A 19547-nucleotide genomic window follows, 5' to 3' on the forward strand; every position below is an offset into this window, starting at 1 on the left:
GCCGGTATAGTTAAACAGGTGAAATGGCATGGACATCGTAAATCCGAAGGCAAAGGGCGGCTGGCGGACCGAGCGCGGGGAAGCTTCACTCTCCGACGTCTACCGTACGGTTGGTACGGGGCGGCACAGCTCCACGTGGCGGCGCGCGGCAGCCTTCCTCGGCCCCGGCTACATGGTGGCGGTCGGCTACATGGACCCTGGCAACTGGGCGACCTCGCTCGCCGGCGGATCGAAGTTCGGCTATGCGCTGCTAACCGTCGCACTGCTTTCGAACATCATGGCAATCGTGCTGCAATCGCTTTGCGCGCGTCTTGCGATCGGCTCCGGCCGCGACCTGGCGCAGGCCTGTCGCGATGCCTATCCGAGCTATGTCGCAGTGCCGCTCTGGGCTTTTGCGGAAATCGCCATCATCGCCACCGATATTGCCGAAGTGATCGGTACGGCGATCGGCCTCAATCTGCTTTTCGGTATTCCACTCGAAATCGGCGTGCTGATCACAGCACTCGACGTGTTCGTCATCCTTCTGCTGCAGAGGCTCGGCTTCCGCTGGATGGAGGCCTTCATCATCACGCTGCTCGGCGTCATCGCGATCTGCTTTGCGATCCAGATCTTCCTGGCCGACCCGCAATGGGGCGCCGTCATCAAGGGCTTCTTCCCGACGACCGAGGTCGTTACCAATCCGGAGATGCTTTATCTGGCGCTTGGTATTCTGGGTGCTACCGTGATGCCGCACAATCTCTATCTTCACTCGGGTATCGTGCAGACGCGCTCCTACGGCCATACCGTGCCGGAGAAGAAGGAAGCGCTGACGTTTGCGACCCTCGACTCCACCGTGGCGCTCTGTTTCGCACTTCTGATCAACGCCTCGATCCTGATTCTTGCCGCAGCCGCCTTCAATGCCAACGGCAAGACGGATGTGGTGGAGCTCGGTGAGGCGCATTCGCTGCTGTCGCCGCTGCTTGGCCTTGCCATTGCGCCGACCCTCTTCGGCATCGCGCTGCTCTGCTGCGGCTTGAATTCCACGGTTACCGCCACGCTCGCGGGGCAGATCGTCATGGAAGGCTTCCTGAAAATCCGGCTGAAGCCCTGGGTGCGGCGCCTGATCACCCGCGCCATCGCCATTGTTCCCGCGGCTTTCGTAACGATCTGGTACGGCGATCAGGGTACTGCTGAACTGCTGATCCTGACCCAGGTGGTGCTTAGCCTGCAGCTTTCCTTCGCCGTCTTCCCGCTGGTGATGTTCACGGCGAGCAAGGCGAAGATGGGGGAACTCGTCGCTCCGAAATGGCTCAGCACCGTCGCCTATGTGGTCGCTGTCGTGATCGCCGGTCTGAACGTCAAGTTGCTCCTCGACTTCGTGACCGGAGGCTAAGCTTGTTCTCGGGCAATCCTGAATTGGTTTACGCCATTCAGAACGAAACCGCTGCACAGCTTTCCTGGAATTGGTTCAGAGTCTGCCATAGGCCGCGCGGCCATTGTTGAAATCATCGACGAGAGGGGAGAACTTGTGGCCCCCCTCCTCGTGCATGATGAGGGGCGCACGCAGCGAAAGCCGTGCCCGTGAGCCCTTGATCGCCGTTACGAGGATGCGGACGGCGTTTCCCCCTTCACGCGGGTGAATGGCGGTGATCTCGATGCCGCCGAAGCGCCTGCCGCAGGCGTCGATGATCTCGGCGATCGATTGCGGCCTCGCGATCAGCGACAGTTGTCCGCCCGGTATCATGATGGCGCCGGCCGTGCGGATCCAGCTCTCGAACAGGCCATCCGTCATGGCATGGGCCTCCGCCTTCAGCGCATCCGGCGTCCTGCGGTCGCCGGCATCGTTGAACGGCGGGTTCATAATAACGTGATCGAAGCTCTCGTCGATGAGACCCGCATCATTGCGCGCCTTGGCCGTCAACGTGACATCGGCTTCGATGACCGAGACGCGGCCTGCCAAATGGGCATTGTCGGGCAGTTCGATACTACGGCGAGCGTAGTTTGCCATCTCTGCCGAGCGTTCAAACAGCACGACCTCAGCCTTCGGAAGGCGGGAGGCGACGGCAAGACCTGCCGCACCTGCACCAGCACCGAGATCGGCCACTTTTATCGGGCGATCGTCGGCAACGAGGGCCGCCAGCATCATGGCGTCCATGCCGGCGCGATGCCCCCTGCCCTTGGGCTGGACGATATGGAAGAGGCCGCGATGAAAGGCATCCGTTGTGTCGGTCACCGCCTGCATCATCCTTTCACTTCCGCTCGCGCAATTCGCCGCCGAGACCCGCATCGGTGAGGATGCGGCGGGCTTGATCGGCCATCGCCTCATCGACCAACAGGCGACGCGGCAGCATGCCGAGCGAACCCTCCAGCACGCTCATCCCCTGATCAGCGATCAAGCACGGAATTCCCGCATCCTTCATGAGGCTCTCTGCAAATGAGAGCAGAACGGGATCGTTTGCGCGGATAAGCTCATGCATTTGCCGTCATTTTCCTTTTCGATTTTGCTGGCAGCGACAATTCACCCCTTGCCGCCTCCATCGGCCCTTTCTATTGTCAAAGGCAATGAATGAACAGGAGTCCGGGTCGTTGGGCGTGGTCATATCGCTTGAAGAAAACAAAAACAAACTAGCTTCCATCAAGCCGCTGGTGGACCTTACCAAGGCTGATATGGAGCGGGTGAACCAGCTTATCCTTTCCAAGGCCGGCTCCGACGTCCAGATGATCCCTGAGGTGGCAAACCATCTCATCTCCTCTGGCGGCAAGCGCCTGCGGCCGATGCTGACGCTCGCAGCGGCCTCGCTCCTAGGCTATCGGGGCGAAAACCACATCAAGCTCGCCACATCAGTCGAGTTCATGCACACGGCAACGCTTTTGCATGACGACGTGGTAGACGAAAGCGACCTTCGCCGCGGCAAGTCGACCGCGCGCACGATCTGGGGCAACCAGGCAAGCGTGCTCGTCGGCGACTTCCTGCTCGGCCAGGCCTTCCGCATGATGGTGGAAGTCGGCTCGCTGGAAGCGCTCGACGTGCTCTCCTCCGCAGCCTGCGTTATCGCCGAGGGCGAGGTGCTGCAGCTCTCCGTCGCAAAGAACATGGAAACGACCGAGGACGATTACCTCTCTGTCATCCGCGCCAAGACGGCAGCACTTTTTGCCGCGGCTGCAGAAGTCGGGCCGATCGTCGCGGAAACCGGCAAATCCGGCCGCAACGCACTGAAATCCTACGGCATGAACCTCGGCCTTGCTTTCCAGCTCGTCGACGATGCGCTGGATTATGGCGGCAAGGCTGCCGATCTCGGGAAAAATGTCGGCGACGATTTCCGCGAGGGCAAGATTACGCTGCCGATCATCCTCGCCTACCGCCGCGGCACGCAGGAAGAGCGCACCTTCTGGCGTGATGCGATCGAAGGCGGCAACGGCAGCGATGCCAACCTGGAAAAGGCGCTCGGCCTGATTACCAAATACGGCACGCTGAACGACACGATTCAGCGGGCGGTTCATTACGGCACGATCGCACGGGATGCGCTCGCGCCGCTGCCCGAGAGCGCTTGGAAATCAGCCCTGATGGAGGTCATCGACTTCTGCATCGAGCGCGTGAATTAAAGCGTGTCGCGATATCAAGGATTCGCTTGCCACGCTTTAAGATTGTTTGACGCGTGTCGTTACCGCAAACCGTAGCGCACTTTTGCGCGCACGCTTAATCAAACGTCCCAGACGAGGGCTGAATTTCTTGCAGGGCCGCTTCAAAAAAGCCATCCTGTTGTGAATCAGTGTTTGCAACTGATTTTGCGGCCGGCACGTTTTCCGGCCGTCCCTGAAGAAAGGTTTTCTAATGCGGCAGAGATTTGTCACCCGTCTCCTTTCGAGCGCAGCCCTGGCGGCGGTCCTTTCGCTCGGCGGAATTGGCGGTGTGAACGCCGAAGATGCGGCCAAGGCAGATGACGCCAGCAAGGCCGTGACCTTTGATCCGGATAATGTTTCGACCTTCTCCGGCGCTTTCCTCGCTGCCCGCACGGCCGATGTGGATCACGACTATCCGACGGCGATCGAACTTTACAAGAAAGCCCTGCAGATCGAGCCGGGCAATCCGGAAATCCGCCAGCGCCTGATGATCTCGCTGCTCCTCAATGGGGATATCAAGGACGGCGTGAAATATGCCAACGACCTGAAGGGCGATCCGACCGTCGAGCGGATTACCACGATCGTGCGCGGCATGGATGCGATGCGCCGCGGCGAGTTCAAAACGGCAGAATCGATCCTGAAATATGATGGTCCGAACGATCTCGACCGCATGATGAACGACCTTCTGCTGGCCTGGGCGCGAGTGGGTGCTGGCCGCGGCAGGGAAGGGCTCACCATGGTCGAGAAGATGAAGGGACCGGATTGGGTCCGCATCTTCAAGAACTACAATGCCGGTGCGATCGCGATCGTCAACGGCGATGTCAAATCTGCCCGCCAGCATCTCAATGATGCCGTGCTCGACAAGGAAGGCGGCGCGACTGCCCCCGACACGTTCATGCGCGCCATCATGGCGCTTGCCCGCCTCGAAGCTTCGCAGGGGAATAAGCAGAAGGCGCTCGACGCTGTTTCCGTCGGCGACAACCTGCTGCCGAATTATGCCCCGCTGAACGCGTTGCGCGACAGCATCGAAAAGGGCGAGAAGCAGGAACAGCAGGTCAAGAGCGCCGAAGAGGGCGCGGCCGGGGTACTCTTCTCGGTCGGCGGCGCGCTGAACCGCGACGGCGCCGAGGACATCGTCTCGCTCTATCTGCAGACAGCCAAGGCGCTCGATCCGAACAGTGCCGACACGCTGGTACTGCTCGGCGGCATTGCCGAAAAGCAGAACCAGATGGACCGGGCGATCGCGCTTTACCAGAAGGTGCCGGCGAGTTCGCCGATGCGCCGCATTTCAGAACTGCAGCTGGGCCTCGCGCTCGCGCAAGGCGGTAAGGTGGACGAAGCCCGCAAGCACCTGCAGGCGCTGATCGCTTCCGACCCGAAGGATGTCAGGAGCTATCTCGCCTATGGCAGCGTGCTTTCCGACGCCAAGGACTATCAGGCGATGGCCGACAATTACGACAAGGCCGTCGAAGTGATCGGGCCGCTGCCGGGCCGTGCAGACTGGAGCGTCTTCTTCCAGCGCGGCATCGCCTATGAGCGGCTGAAGAAGTGGGACCAGGCGGAGCCGAACTTCCGCAAGGCGCTCGACCTCAATCCGAACCAGCCGCAGGTTCTCAATTATCTCGGCTATTCCTGGATCGACATGAACCGCAACCTCGACGAGGGCCTCGAAATGATCAAGAAGGCCGTCGAGCTGCGTCCTGACGACGGTTATATCATCGACTCGCTCGGTTGGGCCTATTTCCGCCTCAACCGTTTCGACGATGCGGTCGACGAGCTGGAGCGTGCCGCCCAGATCAAGGCTGGCGACGCGACGATCAACAATCATCTCGGCGATGCCTACTGGCGTGTTGGCCGCAAGCTTGAAGCAGTCTATCAATGGAACCGCGCTCTCGCCTCAGAACCAGAGGAAGCCGAGATTCCAAAGATCAAGGAAAAGGTTGCGAACGGCCTGCCAGCCCAGAACGACGATTCTAAGGCTGCCGACAAGAAGCAACCTGATCCGCAGCCGACGCCGCCGCCGCCGGTCGACAAGAAGTCTTGAAGTCGCATGCCTGAAACGGGTGCGCTCCTTTCCGTAACAGGCGATTTCGCCGTTACCGAAAATGCCTGCGCAAAAATCAATCTGGCTCTGCATGTGACAGGTCAGAGGTCTGACGGCTATCACCTTCTTGAAATGCTGGTCACATTTGCGCGCCATGGCGACCGGCTTGGCTTTGCTCCTGCTGATACCGATGATTTCACGCTTTCCGGGCAATTCGCCGATGTGCTGGCCGATGATCCCGGCACCAATCTGGTGCTGAAGGCGCGCGACCTGCTGCGTGAAATTGCAGGTGGCGCTTCGCCCGTGCGCATCCATCTGGAAAAGAACCTGCCGGTCGCTTCCGGTATCGGCGGCGGTTCGGCGGATGCGGCTGCGACGTTGCGCGGGCTGATGCGCCTGTGGGATATCGCGCTTCCCGCTGAGACCGTTGGCGCTCTTGCGTTGAGACTTGGCGCCGACGTGCCGATGTGCCTGAAAAGCACACCGCTGATCGCCCGCGGTATCGGCGAACAGATTGAGACGGTCGATTCCCTGCCCTCCTTCGCCATGGTGCTCGCCAATCCGCTGAAAGGCGTTCCCACGCCCGAGATCTTCCGACGACTTGTTACCAAGAATAATCCGCCGCTGGTCCTGGCGAAAACGCCGCACTGGTTGGAGGCTATCCGGGCGACACGCAATGATCTCGAGCTGCCGGCGCGGGAACTGGTGCCTGAGATCGCCGAGATTTCCAATATGCTGACTGCAGAAGGTGCGAACTTCACCCGCATGTCCGGTTCTGGCGCGACCTGCTTCGGCATATTCGATACGCCCGTTGCTGCGTTGCGTGCCGCTGAGCGTCTTCACGCGGCTCGCCCGGACTGGTATTTCCAGGCGACGGAGACCTTCGCAGGAGGCACATGATGGCAGGCCTGGACGAAAAGAGGCTTTTTATACCCCTCGGCATTGCGGTTCTGACCGTTTCGGATACGCGTACGCCGGCGGACGACAAATCCGGCGATACGCTGGCTGCGCGGATTGCCGAGGCCGGACATCAGCTGATCGACCGCGACATCGTGCCCGACGACCGCGAGAGGATCGCAGCGCGTGTACGCGCCTGGACGGAAGCCAAGGAGATCGACGTCGTCATCACCACGGGCGGTACCGGCTTTACCGGCCGCGACGTGACGCCCGACGCGCTTGAACCTCTCTTCGAAAAGAAGATGGATGGGTTTTCAGCCGTGTTCCACCGGATTTCCTACGACAAGATCGGCACCTCGACGATCCAGTCGCGCGCCACGGCAGGTGTTGCCAACGCTACCTTCATCTTCGTGCTGCCAGGCTCGCCCGGCGCCTGCAAGGATGCCTGGGACGGCATATTGAAGGCGCAGCTCGACTACCGGCAGATGCCTTGCAACTTCGTGGAGATCATGCCGCGGCTCGACGAGCACCTCAAGCGCGGCGCGATGAAATAGGCTGGCTGCGACAGCGACATCGCTATGTCGCGAGGCCCGGCAGGGCGGGCATGCTTTCCCAGCTATCGCCGGACAGTAGCACGCAGCTTATGCCGTGAACGTCCGTGACGATGAGTGTCCAGGTGCCGCTTTCAGCGGCATAGACCTCGAGAACGGCGTTCTGGTTGATCAGTCCGACTGCCGTGAGCTTTTCAGCAAAGTTGCTGTCCAGGAATTTGACGATCTCGGATCGGCCTGCGCAACTGCGCATCATCTGCGATGCCGCCGGATGCGGATGCGCGATCAGCAATGCCGTCAATATGACGGCCAGCAGGCTGTGGACCATATTGCGTAGCATGACGCACCTCCTTTTGCCGGGAACCCGGCAGAAGAGGAGATTTTCGTTGACCTGTTCTGCCGTTCACCGGCATTCCATGGCCATCCGTTGCGAAGCCAAACGCTTCGGCGGCGCCATACTCAAATTATAGCGCGAAATCCTATTGGGCGCCATCTTTTCGCTATTGAGGAGTGCACTAGCGCGCGGCGCGCGCGACCCAGGAGGGAATCAATTCGCTGGAGAGTTGGCGTGGCTTCTGTGCCTTGGCGAATTCGGTAAGGCGCATGCCGCTTTTTGCAGCTGAAATGGCAAGTTTCTTCGGTATGAGCAGGCCGAGCTCCAGTGGCGGCCTGACACGACCTACACGCTGGAAAAAAGGGCGGCGATAGCCGCGCGAGGCGGTAAAGCGCGCAGGGACCTTGTTCAAGGCCACATACTCCGAGACTTCGTCGATCCAGCCTGCCTGCGGTCTTGCGCCCGGCTCGACGAAGAGCAGCCATTCGCCGCGGGCAGAACGGATAATGTCCTTGATATCCCACTGGGAATGGAAACGGCAGCCGGCAGCATCCGCCACCCGCGCGGAGCCATCGCGCGAGCCGTAATCGAGCACAACCACGTCACTGACAAGGCCTTCCACGGCACCCGCCACCAACACCGATAGGGTCTGGGCCAGCTCAGGTTCCTGATCCTGGCATTCGAGAACGACAGTCAACATTGCCTGTTTATAGAGCGCCGCACAAAATTTTGCCAGCACCACTTTCCGCATTTTGTTCTTGCATTGTTCTCATTTTGAGGATAGGAATTTAATCATCAAAACGAGCGGGATCGCGCATTTTTCCGCCGCTGGAGAATCCGATGAAACCACAGTCCCTTGCAGGGCAGGCCGCATTTGCGCCTGCCAATACGGCGGATATTGCCGACGCGATGATCGCGGCTTCTGGGCTGCGCATCGAGGTTGACCGGCGGCGTGGCCGCGGCGCGGGACTGAACCCCAGCGGCCGCTTCGAGCCTACACAGCGCGAAACCTTCGATGACGGCTGGCAGACGCTCGAGGAACTGCCGCCGTTCAAGACGGATGTGCAGATCGAAAAGCCGCGCACTGCGATTACCCGCAACGAATCTCCCGATCTCTCCTTCGATCGGTCGATCAATCCCTATCGCGGCTGCGAGCATGGCTGCATCTACTGCTTCGCCCGACCGACCCATGCTTATATGGGCCTTTCGGCAGGGCTGGATTTCGAAAGCAAGCTCTTTGCCAAGCCGGACGCGCCTAAGCTTCTGGAACGGGAGCTTGCCAAGCCCGGTTACAAGGTACGCGTCATCGCGATCGGCACCAACACCGACCCTTACCAGCCGATCGAAAAGGAATGGCGCATCATGCGGCAGATCCTCGAGGTATTGAACAAAGCGAACCATCCCGTTGCGATCGTCACCAAGTCGGCGATGATCCTGCGCGATCTCGATATTCTCACGGAGATGGCGGCGAAAAACATCGTGCGCGTCGGCATTTCGGTCACGACGCTCGATCGCAAGCTTGCGCGCCTCATGGAGCCGCGGGCTTCGACGCCGACGCGCAGGCTGGAGGCGATCCGCGGGCTTTCGGAGGCCGGTGTGCGGACGTCGGTGATGGCCGCGCCGATCATTCCGGCACTCAACGATCACGAACTGGAACGTATTCTCGATGCCGCTAAAGCGGCAGGAGCGGAAGAAGCGAGCTACGTATTGTTGCGGCTGCCACTGGAAGTAAGCCCGCTGTTCCGTGACTGGCTGCTGCAGAATTATCCTGATCGCTATCGTCATGTGATGTCGCTGGTGCGCTCGATGCGCGGCGGCAAGGATTACGACGCCGAATTCGGCAAGCGCATGAAAGGCGCCGGACCCTACGCCTGGCAGATCGCCCGCCGCTTCGAGATGGCAGTGAAGCGGCTTGAACTGACCCGTCGAAGCCTCGCGCTACGTGACGACTTATTTGTGCCGCCTGACGGAAGCGGGGTGCAGCTTTCGCTACTGTGACTGGTTATTTTCATGCAATTCCAGCAAAACCGTTGCGCACTTTTGCTGGAATTGCCTGTTTCTTTTACGCAATTCCGGACGCAAAACCGCTGCGCACTTTTGCTGGAATTGCTCACGAGCTTGCGTGAGGCGTGAAGAAGACCTGCCCTGCGTCTTCTGCCTTGCGCAATTCCGCGGATGGCCCTGACCGCACCGTCCGCCGGACAGCCCCCGGCCGTCGCCGCCCTGATCCGGGGGCTTGCAGGAAATCGGGTTGGCGTGCGAGGTTCAACCGCATGAAACGTCGCACGCCACCCGATTCTCCTCTGCTCTTTGAAGAGGTCCCCCTCGTCCCGGATTTCCGGCTGGAGCTGAAAGCCCGCAGTGCTGGCCATTGGCCTGTCGCGGGCGCTGATGAGGCTGGACGCGGACCGCTTGCAGGCCCTGTCGTTGCCGCAGCGGTGATCCTCGATCCAAAGCGCATTCCCGAAGGCCTGAACGACTCCAAGCAACTTTCGGCACAGAAGCGCGAGGAGCTGTTCGTCCAGATAATCGCGACCGCCACGGTTTCCATCGCGTCTTCCAGCTCCACGCGCATCGACGAGACCGATATCCGCAAGGCAAGCCTCGACGCCATGCGCCGCGCGATCTGCGGCCTATCCGTACCGGCAAGCTATGTGCTGACGGACGGGTTGGACGTGCCTGCAGGGCTGGACTGCCCGGGGCAGGCCGTGGTGAAGGGCGACGCACGATCCGTCTCGATTGCGGCTGCCTCCATCGTGGCAAAGGTGACACGTGACCGAATGATGGCACGCGCGCATCTGGTGTTTCCCGAATACGGTTTTGCCGCTCATGTCGGTTATGGCACGGCGCAGCATCGCTCCGGCATCGAAAAGCACGGGCCATGCTCGCTGCACCGGATGAGCTTCCGGCCGCTCCGCAAGGACGGCGTCGTGGGAGAGGTGAATGGAGAGATGCTGGAGGATTAGGCTCCGGTGCGGTTTCTACGGGCTACAGCAATGGCAGAAAGCCAGGACACTCCTTTGCCGTACCGACCACCGAAGTTTCGCCAGAAGGTTTCGAAGCTATCCACCGTTTCCAGCCGCCCCACGCATCACCGCTGAGCGCAACGCTATCTTCCAAACAGAAAAGCCCCGCTGAAGCGAGGCTTTTCTAATCCTGTAGAACTGCAGATCAGTTGAGGCGGGTCTTCACTTCGCCGACGGCCTGACCGAAGAGTTCCGACTGAACCTTGCCATCAGCCTGTTTGCCAATGACGGATTCAGCGGCTGCGATGGCGAGATCGACGGCAGCAGAGCGAACAGCCTTCATTGCGTCGGCTTCGGCCTGCTTGATCTTCTGCTCGGAAAGAGCCGTCCGGTTAGCGACGAATTCTTCCGTTTTCTTCTTCGCCTCGGCGGTCAGCATTTCGGCCTCTCGCTCGGCAGCTGCCACGATGTGCGCAGCTTCGGCTTCGGCCTCCTTGCGCTTGCGCTGATATTCAGCGAGCAGGTGCTGAGCCTCTTCGCGCAGACGCTTGGCTTCCGCCAGCTCGTTGCGGATCTGGTCGGCGCGGTCGTCAAGCGACTTCGCCATCATGCCTGGGACCTTCAGGTAAACGATCAATGCCAGGAAGAGAACGAGGCCAACGAAGGCGAAGAAAGTCGCATCGAAAGCAAATTCCATCGATCAAGCCTCCTTCTTGGCGGCTGCAACGGCAGCGGCAACATCAGACTGGGCAGCAGAGCCGCCGATGAGCTGTTCGACAACGGCTGCAGCGGTTTCCTCGGCGATGGCACCGACATCGGCAAAAGCCTTTGCCTTCACATCAGCGATACGGGCCTCGGCAGCCTTCAGCTTTTCGGTCAGGCTAGCCTCGACCGTGCGACGATCACCCTCGGCCTTAACCTTGGCGGCGTCACGAGCTGCAGTACCGATCGAGTTTGCCTTAGCGCGGGCAGCGGCAAGTTCGCCTTCATAGGTTGCGACGGCAGCATCGGCTTCCGCCTTCAGGCGGCCGGCTTCTTCGACATCCTGCGAGATGCGGTTGTGACGCTGCTCAAGGATGGCGCCGATGCGCGGTGCGATGACCTTTTGCATGAGCAGGTAGAAAATGACGAACGTAATCGCCAGCCAGAGGAGCTGGGATGCATAGGTCGACGAATCGAAGGGCGGGAAAGGCCCACGCGCGTGCTCGCCTTCGGCGACGCCGGTCTCGGTATGGACCTCGCCGGCAGCCGGAGCGGCATGCGCATCCGTCGCGGTTCCCGCCGGGACCTCTTCAGCGTAGGCCGGGGTCACAAAAAACATGCTCACCTCCAGGTGTACAAATGCAAAGGATCACGGCTCGCTGTTCGCAGGCCGTGATCCATCAATCCCACCGAAATTAGACGGCGAAGAGGAGGAGAAGAGCGACGAGCAGCGAGAAGATGCCCAGAGCTTCCGTAACGGCAAAACCGAATACCAGACGGCCGAACTGGCTGTCAGCGGCAGACGGATTGCGCAGAGCGCCGGAGAGGTAGCTGCCGAAGATGTTGCCGAGGCCGAGAGCCGTACCGGCCATACCAAAGCAAGCCAGACCTGCACCGATGAACTTTGCTGCTTCCGCGTCCATGTTGAACTCCTTTAAATGGTTGTTGCGGCGAATGACTGACGCCCTTTGACGTCGATGTCGTTATCCTTAGTGCCCGCCTGGATGGATCGCGTCATTGAGGTACATGCAAGTCAGCACCGCAAAGACGTAAGCCTGAAGGAAGGCAACGAGGAACTCGAGACCGGTCAGGGCGACGGTCATGATGAGAGGAAGAACGGCTCCGCCGACACCGACTGCACCGAGGGCTCCAAGCGAGGCGACGAAGCCTGCGAACACCTTCAGCGTAATGTGACCGGCGAGCATGTTTGCGAAAAGACGAACCGACAATGAAATCGGCCGGGACAGGAAGGAAATGATTTCGATCGCGACGACCAGCGGCAACAGAATGCCCGGCACGCCCGAGGGCACGAAGACATTAAAGAAGTGGAAGCCGTGCTTATAGAAGCCGTAGACGAGAACCGTGCCGATGACGAGGATCGCGAGCGCGAAGGTGACGATGATCTGGCTGGTGATCGTGAAGAAATACGGGAACATGCCGAGCAGATTTGCCGTCAGCACGAACATGAAGAGTGAGAAGACCAGCGGGAAAAACTTCATTCCCTTGGTGCCCGCGCCTTCCTTCAGCATTCCGGCAATGAACTCGTAGGACATTTCGGCAAGCGACTGCGAACGGCCAGGAACGATAGCGCGGGTCGTGGTCGAGAAATAAAGGAAGCCAGCAGCGACGGCAGCCGAAGCCACCATGAAGAGCGATGCATTGGTGAACGAGAAATCAATCCCGCCGATCTCGATCGGCACAATCTTGAAGATCTGGAACTGATGAGTCGGATCGTTTGACACCGGTTGCTCTCTCTCTTTGGCCCGCCGGGAAGCGGAAATTGCACTGGGCCGGGCGGCCCTATTTATCAGCGTTTTGGCGATCCAGGGGTTGGGCAACCTTCCCCGCAGCGCGCAAAACATTCAAAACGCCGGCACAGAATCCAAGAAGCAGAAGAACAATCAACCCCCAAGGCGTCGTGCCAACAAAATGGTCGAAGAGCCAGCCGAGTACAGCACCGACAACGATGGCAGAAATGAATTCGCTCGAAAGCTTCATCGCCTGGGCATAACCTTTACGGCTCTGCTCGGCGCTGGCCTCCCGCGCTTCTTCCTTCCTGTCATCGACACGCTTGGAGGCAAGTTCCGCTTCCAGCTGCCGACGGCGCTGTTCAAGACTTTCTTCGCGGTCATCCGCCATCGTGCTCTCCTCCGCTCCCGTCGCCCGCAATCCCGCTACCCCGGTTTTCCGAACCACGGACGCGAAGGTTAAAGAACCTTCCGGCCCGTTCTGAAGTCGCGCGCAACATAGTTTTAGGGATTAGTATAGTCAAGGCGTAGCGAGCTTGTGTCCAGCCATAAAATAATCTCACAAAATCAAATATTTAAGCGGACCTTGCCCCCTCGCGCCCGATTTCATCGACAGAATCCGTCTTCGAACAACGCCGGGCGGCAAAAAATCGGCAATCAGTGCCCTTTTGCTTAAAGCGTGTCGCGATCCTTCGGATTCGCTTGCCACGCTTCAGGCTTTTGCTTCACGCATATCGTTATCGCAAAACCACCGCACGCTTTTGCGCGAAATTAGCTCCAGCCGCCGCCATAGGTGCGGTAGAAGACATGCATGCCGATGCGGCCGACTTTTTCCATGGTCCTCGCCCAATTCGGCCGGACGTAGACCGCGTGGTAATGCGTGGACGACCCCACTTGCGGCAGCCAGATCTTGCCGGCGGTTACGGCTAGGGCGACGTCGCGGGCGACGCGCCAGTGATATTGCGAGTTCACACGGTCCTTGATGCTGTCGCAGGCGAAGGAAAACTGGCAGCGGTTGCGCCAGTCTTCGTTCTGATAGACGACCCCGCAGATGGTCTTCGGATAGGCTGGGTTGCGGACGCGGTTGAGGATGACCTGCGCGACGGCCGCCTGCCCCTTCACGGATTCGCCGCGCGCTTCGAAATAGATCCCTGAAGCAAGGCATTGCTGCTCGCTTGCGGAAAAGACACTGGGCGGGAGGATGCTAGCAGCCCAGGCATGATCCTTCGGGCCTATCTGCGGCACGAAGCGACCTTCATCCTTGTCGGTCAGGATCGAATCGAAAGGCGACTGGCGGGAATAATCCGGTGCTGCCGCCGCATAGGCCGTCGCCAATACATCCGCCTTATTGCTGGTCACGAGGCTTGCCAGCATTGCCGGTACAGCATTGTCCTGCTGTGGCGTCGGCTGCGTCTTGTAGAAGGCCGTGGCAATCTCGATCTCCTTGCCCTTGATTGTCGGCTTCACGAAGGCAGACTTATCCTTGAGATCGAAGACCGGGCGGAAGAGAAGTCTGGTGCGTTCAAGGATCGAACCGGCGGAGAAATCTTTTGGCGGCTGCACCTTTTCGACGGCGACGACGCGGCCTTTCTTGGCATCGCGATTGACGCGATCCTCGTCCGGGCTACTCTCATTGCCCTTCTCACCGGAGACGAAGGCAACCTTACGGCCGTCGGGCAGCACCATGCCGGCACCGGCAGCGATCGAGCCGGTGGCAGCGGGATCGGCAAAGGCGAGTTCCGCTTGATGGATGGAGCCTGCGGGCGAATTGGTCAGAACCATGCGCCAGCTTTCGCCATCGTTGTCGAGACCGGCGAGCATGGTGGCAAGATCGGCGTGGGAAGCGACGCTCGGAAAGATCAGCCAGCCGGCCACGCCGAAGATCGCAGGAGAGATCCAATTCTGGGGCAAGAGACGCAGCTTGCTGCGGGAACGGCCATTTCGACGCAACGCGGACTCCGAGCATGGGACGCAGGAACAGTCCCAAGAAAATCTCGCATTAACCTTGATAGCTGGTTAACGACCTGTTCCGGATTATGCCCATGAGGATTTCAGTATGTTCCAATGAGGCTGACATTCTCACGAGTTGCATCGTCTCATTCCGTGCTCGGCACAGAAATTGGAGAGGACGATATGGCGCCCTCTCCTTCTTTCCCGTCAGATGATGACGTGCGAGCCCAGTTCCACAACGCGGTTCGCCGGCAGGCGGAAGTAGTCCGACGGATTGGCGGCAGCGTTGGCGAGCGCGATGTAGAGGCGGTCCTGCCAATAGGGCATACCGGACTTGGCGTCGGGTACCAGCTTGCGGCGACCGAGATAGAAGGACGTCGTCATAATGTCGAACTTCAGGCCGGTCTTGCGCAGTGCCGCCAGCGCCTGCGAGACATTCTGCGATTCCATGAAGCCGAAGAGCAGTTCCACGCGCGAGAAGCGTTCCGATATTTGCTCGACTTTATAGCGCTCCTGCGGCGAGACGCGCGGCTTGTTGACCGTGCGGATCGTCAGGATGACGTTGCGATCATGAAGCACATGATTGTGCTTGAGATTGTGCAGCAGTGCGGCGGGTGCGGAATCCGGATCGCTGGTCAGGAAGATCGCAGTGCCTGGAACATGGGCCGGCGAATGCTCGCTCTTGCGCTCGATGGAGCTGACGAAGGACGCGAGCGGAATATCGGTGTGACGGGTCTTTTCCGTCAGGATCGCCGTGCCGCGACGCCAGGTCCACATGATGACGGTGAAAGCCGTTGCGATCATGATCGGGATGTAACCGCCGTCGTGAATCTTCAAGAGGTTGGCGCCGAGGAAGATCAGTTCGAGAACAACCAGCGGCGCGAGTGCGATAATGGCAACCGGAAGCGACCAGTTCCAGCGGGCACGGACGAATTCAAAGGCCATGATCGAGGTGACCACCATCGCGCCGGTGACGGAGATGCCGTAGGCGGTGGCCAGCGCATCCGAGGTCTTGAACCCGAGCACGAGGAAGATAACGCCGAAAAACAGTACCGCATTGACCGACGGCACGAAGATCTGCCCGGTATTGGTCTCGGATGTGAAGAGGATTTCCATGCGCGGCAGGAAGCCGAGGTTGATCCCCTGGCGCACGAGCGAGAAGGCGCCTGTTATGACGGCCTGGCTTGCGATGATGGTGGCGGCGGTTGCGAGAATGACGACCGGCAAGAGCGCCCATTGCGGATACATGAGGTAGAAGGGATCGGACATCGTCATCGGATTGCCGAGAACGAGCGCCCCCTGCCCCAGATAGTTCAGCGTCAGCGACGGAAAGACAAGCACAAACCATGCCCACTGGATCGGACGCCGACCGAAATGGCCGAGATCCGCATAGAGCGCTTCCGCGCCGGTGACGGTCAGGAAGACTGCGCCGAGAACGACTACGCCGTAGAAGCCCTCGTGCAGCAGGAAGCTGATGGCATAATAGGGGTTGAAGGCGGCGAGGATGCCGTAATCATCCGAAATGTGCACAATGCCGGCGGCGGCCATGACGAGGAACCAGAGCGCCGTGATAGGACCGAAGAAGCGGGCGACCGCGCCCGTTCCATGCGACTGCACGACAAAGAGCAATGCCAGGATCGCCACCGATATGGGTACGATATAATCCGATAGCTGCGGCGTGACGAGCTTCAGGCCTTCGACGGCTGAGAGAACCGAGAGCGCCGGGGTGATCATGGCATCTCCCAGGAAGAGCGCTGCCCCCATCAGCCCGAGCAGCATCAAGAGCGCAGTGTGGCCGTTGGCGGTCTTCATCAGGAGGGCCAGCAGCGACAGCGTGCCGCCTTCGCCGTCGTTGTCGGCGCGCAGCAGGAAAAGCACGTATTTGATGGTGACGATGATGGTCAGCGCCCAGATCATCAGGGAAATCAGGCTAATGACCTCGAAACGGGTGAGACCGTCATGGGCAACCGGCTTCAGCGCTTCGCGGAACGCATAAAGCGGGCTCGTGCCGATATCTCCGTAAACGACGCCTACCGAACCCAACGCAAGATAGAAGAGCTTGCGCGGCCCAAGGTGACGTTCGTGAGAATGGCTTTCTTCAGACATGAAGCAATCACAGGCTCCTCAGAGCCAGCCTTTCCAGCGGAAAAAGAAGAAGGGAATGACGGCGGAGATCACCATGAGACCGAGCGAATAGGGATAACCCGCGGTCAGGTGCAACTCCGGCATGAATTCGAAATTCATGCCATAAATGGAGGCGACCAGCGTCGGCGGCAAGAACACGACCGAAGCAATCGAAAAAATCTTGATGATGGCATTCTGCTCGATGTTGATGAGGCCGAGCGAAGCGTCGAGCAGGAAGGTGATGTTGCCGGCGACGAAGGACGCATGTTCCGAAAGGGACTGGATATCGCGCGAGATCGTTCGGCAGAGCTCTTTGGTTTCCTGATCGTGCTGCACGACCGGAATCGTATAGAAGAAAGTGAGAAGGCGCGAGAGCGAACCGAGACTGTCGCGCAGTTTGCTGATCATGCGATGATGGCCGGCAATGTCCTTCAGCTTCTCTTCCAGATAGTTCGATGGCTTGCGCACCTTCTTGGCACGGTCACCGAACACATGCACAGAGAGGATGTCCAGGCGGGAGATCGACATCTCCAGAACCTCGGCGGTCCGATCGACGATCGTTTCCAAGAGCTTGGCGAGCAAAGCGGCGCCGCTGCGCCACTGTTCCGGTATGCGGTGCAGAGCGGCGATGAAGAGTGCGAAGGATTTCGGATGGGCATAGCGGATGGTCACCAGCTTGTCGCCGGCGAGGATGAAGGCGACATCCGTCAGGGTCGGCGCTTCCGTTTCCGCTTTCCATATCAGCGAAGCGGTCATGTATACTGCGTTATTTTCGACATAGAGGCGAGCTGACGGCTCAATTGCCCTGAGATCGTCACGGGTTGGCACTTCGATGCCAAGGATCTTTTCGACATGCAGCTCCTCCTCGCGAGTCGGTTCGACCATGTCGACCCATACCACATCCGCCGGAAACTCAGGAGGATTGGCAAGATCACGGATCTCGACCGACTTGCAGTTGGAACAATATGCGGTGATCACAGCCCGCATCTCCCGCGCCCAACCGTCTTAGCCCTTTTCATCGAAAGCCCTTCCACGCCCCCGCGAGTGCAGTCAAGCCAGGGCACACTCGTCATCGATCGTAACGGAAGCGGATAAAGCAGGTTCATAAAACTCCGGCCATGTCGGCCTTACCGGCCGGGTTGCTCCACTGCATCGCAGTCACCAATCCTTCGATCGACAAGTCAACTCCGAATATGCAGAGAGGGCGGAACCTTCATCGACAGGCGGCATCACAGAGCATTTGCAGACGCGCCATCATGACGCCGGCGGGCATATGAAGCAAAGCCGGAAAATAATCAAGACATCTTACCCGAACTGCGCCTTTTCATCTCATTTCCTCCACAATTCGTGGTGAGCGGCGCGTGATTCGCCCTACTCGAAGACGATTGCAGGTGCAGCGCGCTGTGGCCTTTCGCCGACCTGTTCCCAGACCTTGGCAGCAATGGCACGGTAGATTCCGGCGACGATGCCATTTGGATCGGAGGCGACGAGCGGCGTCCCGGCATCCGAAGTCTCGCGGATGTTCATGGTCAGCGGCACTTCGCCGAGGAAGGGCACACCGATGCGCTCGGCTTCCTTGCGCGCGCCGCCGTGGCCGAAAATGTCGTAGCGCGTGCCGGTATCGGGCGCGACGAAATAGCTCATGTTCTCGACGATGCCGAGAACCGGTACTTCGACCTTGCGGAACATGTTGAGGCCCTTGCGGGCATCGATCAGCGCCAGATCCTGCGGCGTGGAGACGATCACGGCGCCGGCGAGCGGCACTTGCTGAGCCATGGTGAGCTGGGCGTCGCCAGTGCCGGGCGGCATGTCGACGACGAGAACGTCGAGCTCGCCCCAGGCGACCTCACGCAGCATCTGCAACAGCGCAGACTGAACCATCGGTCCGCGCCAGATCATCGCGGTTTCCTCATCGACGAGGAAACCCATGGACATGACCTTGAGACCGTAATTCTCCATCGGATTGATGATGCGGCCGTCGATCTGCGTCGGGCGACCGGAAATCTTTAAGAGGCGCGGCATGGAGGGGCCGTAGATATCGGCATCGAGAATACCGACGCGAAGACCATTTGCCTGCAGACCGAGTGCCAGGTTGACCGCAGTCGTCGACTTGCCGACGCCCCCCTTGCCCGACGCGACGGCGATGATGGCGCCAATACCGGGAACGCCGATCCTGGCGGTGCGAGGCGGCAGCTGCGGGGCATGGGAGTGGCCGTGACGGCTGTGGTCAGCCTGTGGGCCGGGGCGCGTTGCGGGCGCATTGGCGGCGGCCTTCTTATCTGCCGTCAGTGCCACAAGCGCGCCTTTGACGCCCGGCATCTCCTTGATGACGCGCTCGGCAGCGAGCCGCAACGGCTCCAGCTCCTTGGCGCGTTCGGCCGGCACGGTGATGGAGAAATAGACCTTGCCATCGGAAATGAAGACATCGGAAACCATGCCGAGTTCGACGATGTTGTGCTCCAGATCCGGGCCTCGCACGGTCTTCAGCGTTTCCAGTACCTGTTCCTTGGTGACCTCGGTCATTCCACCCTCACTGCTTTTTCGTCATCAGTAAATAGTGGAGGCCGGCAGGTTCGCCAAATAAAATCGGGCAGCAGGCACACCTCGCGTCAAAGGAAGGCAGCACATTTC

At 59.8% G+C, this 19547-nt stretch carries 20 protein-coding genes; 7 read left to right on the forward strand and 13 right to left on the reverse strand.

What is annotated here, in order from left to right; translation table 11 throughout:
* Positions 1-28 precede the first annotated feature (28 nt).
* Positions 29-1372 (forward strand): Nramp family divalent metal transporter, encoded by a 1344-nt coding sequence (locus FHT92_RS04740; protein WP_183822887.1) that lies wholly within the window; start codon positions 29-31, stop codon positions 1370-1372.
* Positions 1373-1447: 75 nt separating this feature from the next.
* Here FHT92_RS04740 and FHT92_RS04745 read toward each other — a convergent pair whose 3' ends face one another.
* Together FHT92_RS04745 and FHT92_RS04750 are read right to left on the reverse strand one after the other, a co-directional pair.
* Entirely contained in the window at positions 1448-2224 is a 777-nt protein-coding gene (locus tag FHT92_RS04745; protein WP_183822889.1) for a tRNA1(Val) (adenine(37)-N6)-methyltransferase, read from the reverse strand.
* Between the two features lie 4 nt (positions 2225-2228).
* Positions 2229-2456, reverse strand: a complete 228-nt coding sequence (locus FHT92_RS04750; RefSeq protein ID WP_183822891.1) for a DUF2007 domain-containing protein — start codon at positions 2454-2456, stop codon at positions 2229-2231.
* A gap of 109 nt (positions 2457-2565) precedes the next feature.
* Between FHT92_RS04750 and FHT92_RS04755 the strand changes: the two genes are divergently transcribed.
* From FHT92_RS04755 to moaB, 4 genes are all read left to right on the forward strand, one after another.
* Positions 2566-3582, forward strand: a complete 1017-nt coding sequence (locus FHT92_RS04755; protein ID WP_183749133.1) for a polyprenyl synthetase family protein — start codon at positions 2566-2568, stop codon at positions 3580-3582.
* A gap of 229 nt (positions 3583-3811) precedes the next feature.
* A complete protein-coding gene (locus FHT92_RS04760; RefSeq protein ID WP_183749132.1) occupies positions 3812-5644 on the forward strand; it encodes a tetratricopeptide repeat protein in 1833 nt (610 codons plus the stop codon).
* Between the two features lie 6 nt (positions 5645-5650).
* Positions 5651-6544 (forward strand): 4-(cytidine 5'-diphospho)-2-C-methyl-D-erythritol kinase, encoded by an 894-nt coding sequence (locus FHT92_RS04765; RefSeq protein ID WP_183749131.1) that lies wholly within the window; start codon positions 5651-5653, stop codon positions 6542-6544.
* Positions 6544-7095 (forward strand): molybdenum cofactor biosynthesis protein B, encoded by a 552-nt coding sequence (gene moaB, locus FHT92_RS04770; RefSeq protein WP_183822893.1) that lies wholly within the window; start codon positions 6544-6546, stop codon positions 7093-7095. Before FHT92_RS04765 ends, moaB begins: the two co-directional genes overlap by 1 nt.
* A gap of 22 nt (positions 7096-7117) precedes the next feature.
* Here the strand turns inward: moaB and FHT92_RS04775 are convergent, their stop codons facing one another.
* Positions 7118-7432, reverse strand: coding sequence for a hypothetical protein (locus tag FHT92_RS04775; protein WP_183822895.1), 315 nt, complete (start codon positions 7430-7432; stop codon positions 7118-7120).
* Positions 7433-7607: 175 nt separating this feature from the next.
* The gene (locus FHT92_RS04780) at positions 7608-8126 is read right to left on the reverse strand and encodes a glycosyl transferase (protein ID WP_183749157.1); all 519 of its coding nucleotides are present in this window, start codon (positions 8124-8126) and stop codon (positions 7608-7610) included.
* 140 nt (positions 8127-8266) lie between these two features.
* Between FHT92_RS04780 and FHT92_RS04785 the strand changes: the two genes are divergently transcribed.
* Positions 8267-9424, forward strand: a complete 1158-nt coding sequence (locus tag FHT92_RS04785) for a PA0069 family radical SAM protein (RefSeq protein WP_183822897.1) — start codon at positions 8267-8269, stop codon at positions 9422-9424.
* A 275-nt stretch (positions 9425-9699) separates the two neighbouring features.
* Complete coding sequence (locus FHT92_RS04790) at positions 9700-10392, forward strand: ribonuclease HII (RefSeq protein ID WP_183822899.1); 693 nt, start codon at positions 9700-9702, stop codon at positions 10390-10392.
* A gap of 205 nt (positions 10393-10597) precedes the next feature.
* On the opposite strand, the gene FHT92_RS04795 is transcribed toward FHT92_RS04790, so the two are convergent.
* The 9 genes from FHT92_RS04795 to FHT92_RS04835 form a co-directional block, all read right to left on the reverse strand.
* Positions 10598-11089, reverse strand: coding sequence for a F0F1 ATP synthase subunit B (locus FHT92_RS04795; RefSeq protein WP_007814282.1), 492 nt, complete (start codon positions 11087-11089; stop codon positions 10598-10600).
* Between the two features lie 3 nt (positions 11090-11092).
* Positions 11093-11713: a F0F1 ATP synthase subunit B gene (locus FHT92_RS04800; RefSeq protein ID WP_183822901.1), complete on the reverse strand. Its 621-nt coding sequence runs from the start codon at positions 11711-11713 to the stop codon at positions 11093-11095.
* 76 nt (positions 11714-11789) lie between these two features.
* On the reverse strand, positions 11790-12017 hold the full coding sequence (locus FHT92_RS04805) for a F0F1 ATP synthase subunit C (protein WP_015338972.1): 228 nt from the start codon (positions 12015-12017) through the stop codon (positions 11790-11792).
* Between the two features lie 66 nt (positions 12018-12083).
* A complete protein-coding gene (locus tag FHT92_RS04810) occupies positions 12084-12836 on the reverse strand; it encodes a F0F1 ATP synthase subunit A (RefSeq protein WP_183749126.1) in 753 nt (250 codons plus the stop codon).
* A gap of 58 nt (positions 12837-12894) precedes the next feature.
* A complete protein-coding gene (locus tag FHT92_RS04815; RefSeq protein WP_183749125.1) occupies positions 12895-13233 on the reverse strand; it encodes an AtpZ/AtpI family protein in 339 nt (112 codons plus the stop codon).
* A 380-nt stretch (positions 13234-13613) separates the two neighbouring features.
* Positions 13614-14792 (reverse strand): cell wall hydrolase, encoded by a 1179-nt coding sequence (locus FHT92_RS04820; protein ID WP_183822903.1) that lies wholly within the window; start codon positions 14790-14792, stop codon positions 13614-13616.
* A 207-nt stretch (positions 14793-14999) separates the two neighbouring features.
* Entirely contained in the window at positions 15000-16898 is a 1899-nt protein-coding gene (locus FHT92_RS04825) for a potassium transporter Kup (protein WP_183822905.1), read from the reverse strand.
* A gap of 18 nt (positions 16899-16916) precedes the next feature.
* Entirely contained in the window at positions 16917-17894 is a 978-nt protein-coding gene (locus tag FHT92_RS04830; protein ID WP_183749122.1) for a magnesium transporter CorA family protein, read from the reverse strand.
* 393 nt (positions 17895-18287) lie between these two features.
* Complete coding sequence (locus FHT92_RS04835; protein WP_183749121.1) at positions 18288-19439, reverse strand: Mrp/NBP35 family ATP-binding protein; 1152 nt, start codon at positions 19437-19439, stop codon at positions 18288-18290.
* Positions 19440-19547 lie beyond the last annotated feature (108 nt).

It is taken from the genome of Rhizobium sp. BK377 (genome assembly GCF_014193935.1).
In the GTDB taxonomy this organism is placed as follows: domain Bacteria; phylum Pseudomonadota; class Alphaproteobacteria; order Rhizobiales; family Rhizobiaceae; genus Rhizobium.

Excerpts from the sequence above, each read along its gene's own strand:
- FHT92_RS04740 (WP_183822887.1), top strand. The coding sequence starts at position 29 with ATGGACATCGTAAATCCGAAGGCAAAGGGCGGCTGGCGGACCGAGCGC.
- FHT92_RS04745 (WP_183822889.1), bottom strand. The coding sequence starts at position 2,224 with ATGATGCAGGCGGTGACCGACACAACGGATGCCTTTCATCGCGGCCTC.
- FHT92_RS04750 (WP_183822891.1), bottom strand. The coding sequence starts at position 2,456 with ATGCATGAGCTTATCCGCGCAAACGATCCCGTTCTGCTCTCATTTGCA.
- FHT92_RS04760 (WP_183749132.1), top strand. The coding sequence starts at position 3,812 with ATGCGGCAGAGATTTGTCACCCGTCTCCTTTCGAGCGCAGCCCTGGCG.
- FHT92_RS04765 (WP_183749131.1), top strand. The coding sequence starts at position 5,651 with ATGCCTGAAACGGGTGCGCTCCTTTCCGTAACAGGCGATTTCGCCGTT.
- moaB (WP_183822893.1), top strand. The coding sequence starts at position 6,544 with ATGGCAGGCCTGGACGAAAAGAGGCTTTTTATACCCCTCGGCATTGCG.
- FHT92_RS04775 (WP_183822895.1), bottom strand. The coding sequence starts at position 7,432 with ATGCTACGCAATATGGTCCACAGCCTGCTGGCCGTCATATTGACGGCA.
- FHT92_RS04780 (WP_183749157.1), bottom strand. The coding sequence starts at position 8,126 with ATGTTGACTGTCGTTCTCGAATGCCAGGATCAGGAACCTGAGCTGGCC.
- FHT92_RS04785 (WP_183822897.1), top strand. The coding sequence starts at position 8,267 with ATGAAACCACAGTCCCTTGCAGGGCAGGCCGCATTTGCGCCTGCCAAT.
- FHT92_RS04790 (WP_183822899.1), top strand. The coding sequence starts at position 9,700 with ATGAAACGTCGCACGCCACCCGATTCTCCTCTGCTCTTTGAAGAGGTC.
- FHT92_RS04795 (WP_007814282.1), bottom strand. The coding sequence starts at position 11,089 with ATGGAATTTGCTTTCGATGCGACTTTCTTCGCCTTCGTTGGCCTCGTT.
- FHT92_RS04800 (WP_183822901.1), bottom strand. The coding sequence starts at position 11,713 with ATGTTTTTTGTGACCCCGGCCTACGCTGAAGAGGTCCCGGCGGGAACC.
- FHT92_RS04805 (WP_015338972.1), bottom strand. The coding sequence starts at position 12,017 with ATGGACGCGGAAGCAGCAAAGTTCATCGGTGCAGGTCTGGCTTGCTTT.
- FHT92_RS04815 (WP_183749125.1), bottom strand. The coding sequence starts at position 13,233 with ATGGCGGATGACCGCGAAGAAAGTCTTGAACAGCGCCGTCGGCAGCTG.
- FHT92_RS04825 (WP_183822905.1), bottom strand. The coding sequence starts at position 16,898 with ATGTCTGAAGAAAGCCATTCTCACGAACGTCACCTTGGGCCGCGCAAG.
- FHT92_RS04835 (WP_183749121.1), bottom strand. The coding sequence starts at position 19,439 with ATGACCGAGGTCACCAAGGAACAGGTACTGGAAACGCTGAAGACCGTG.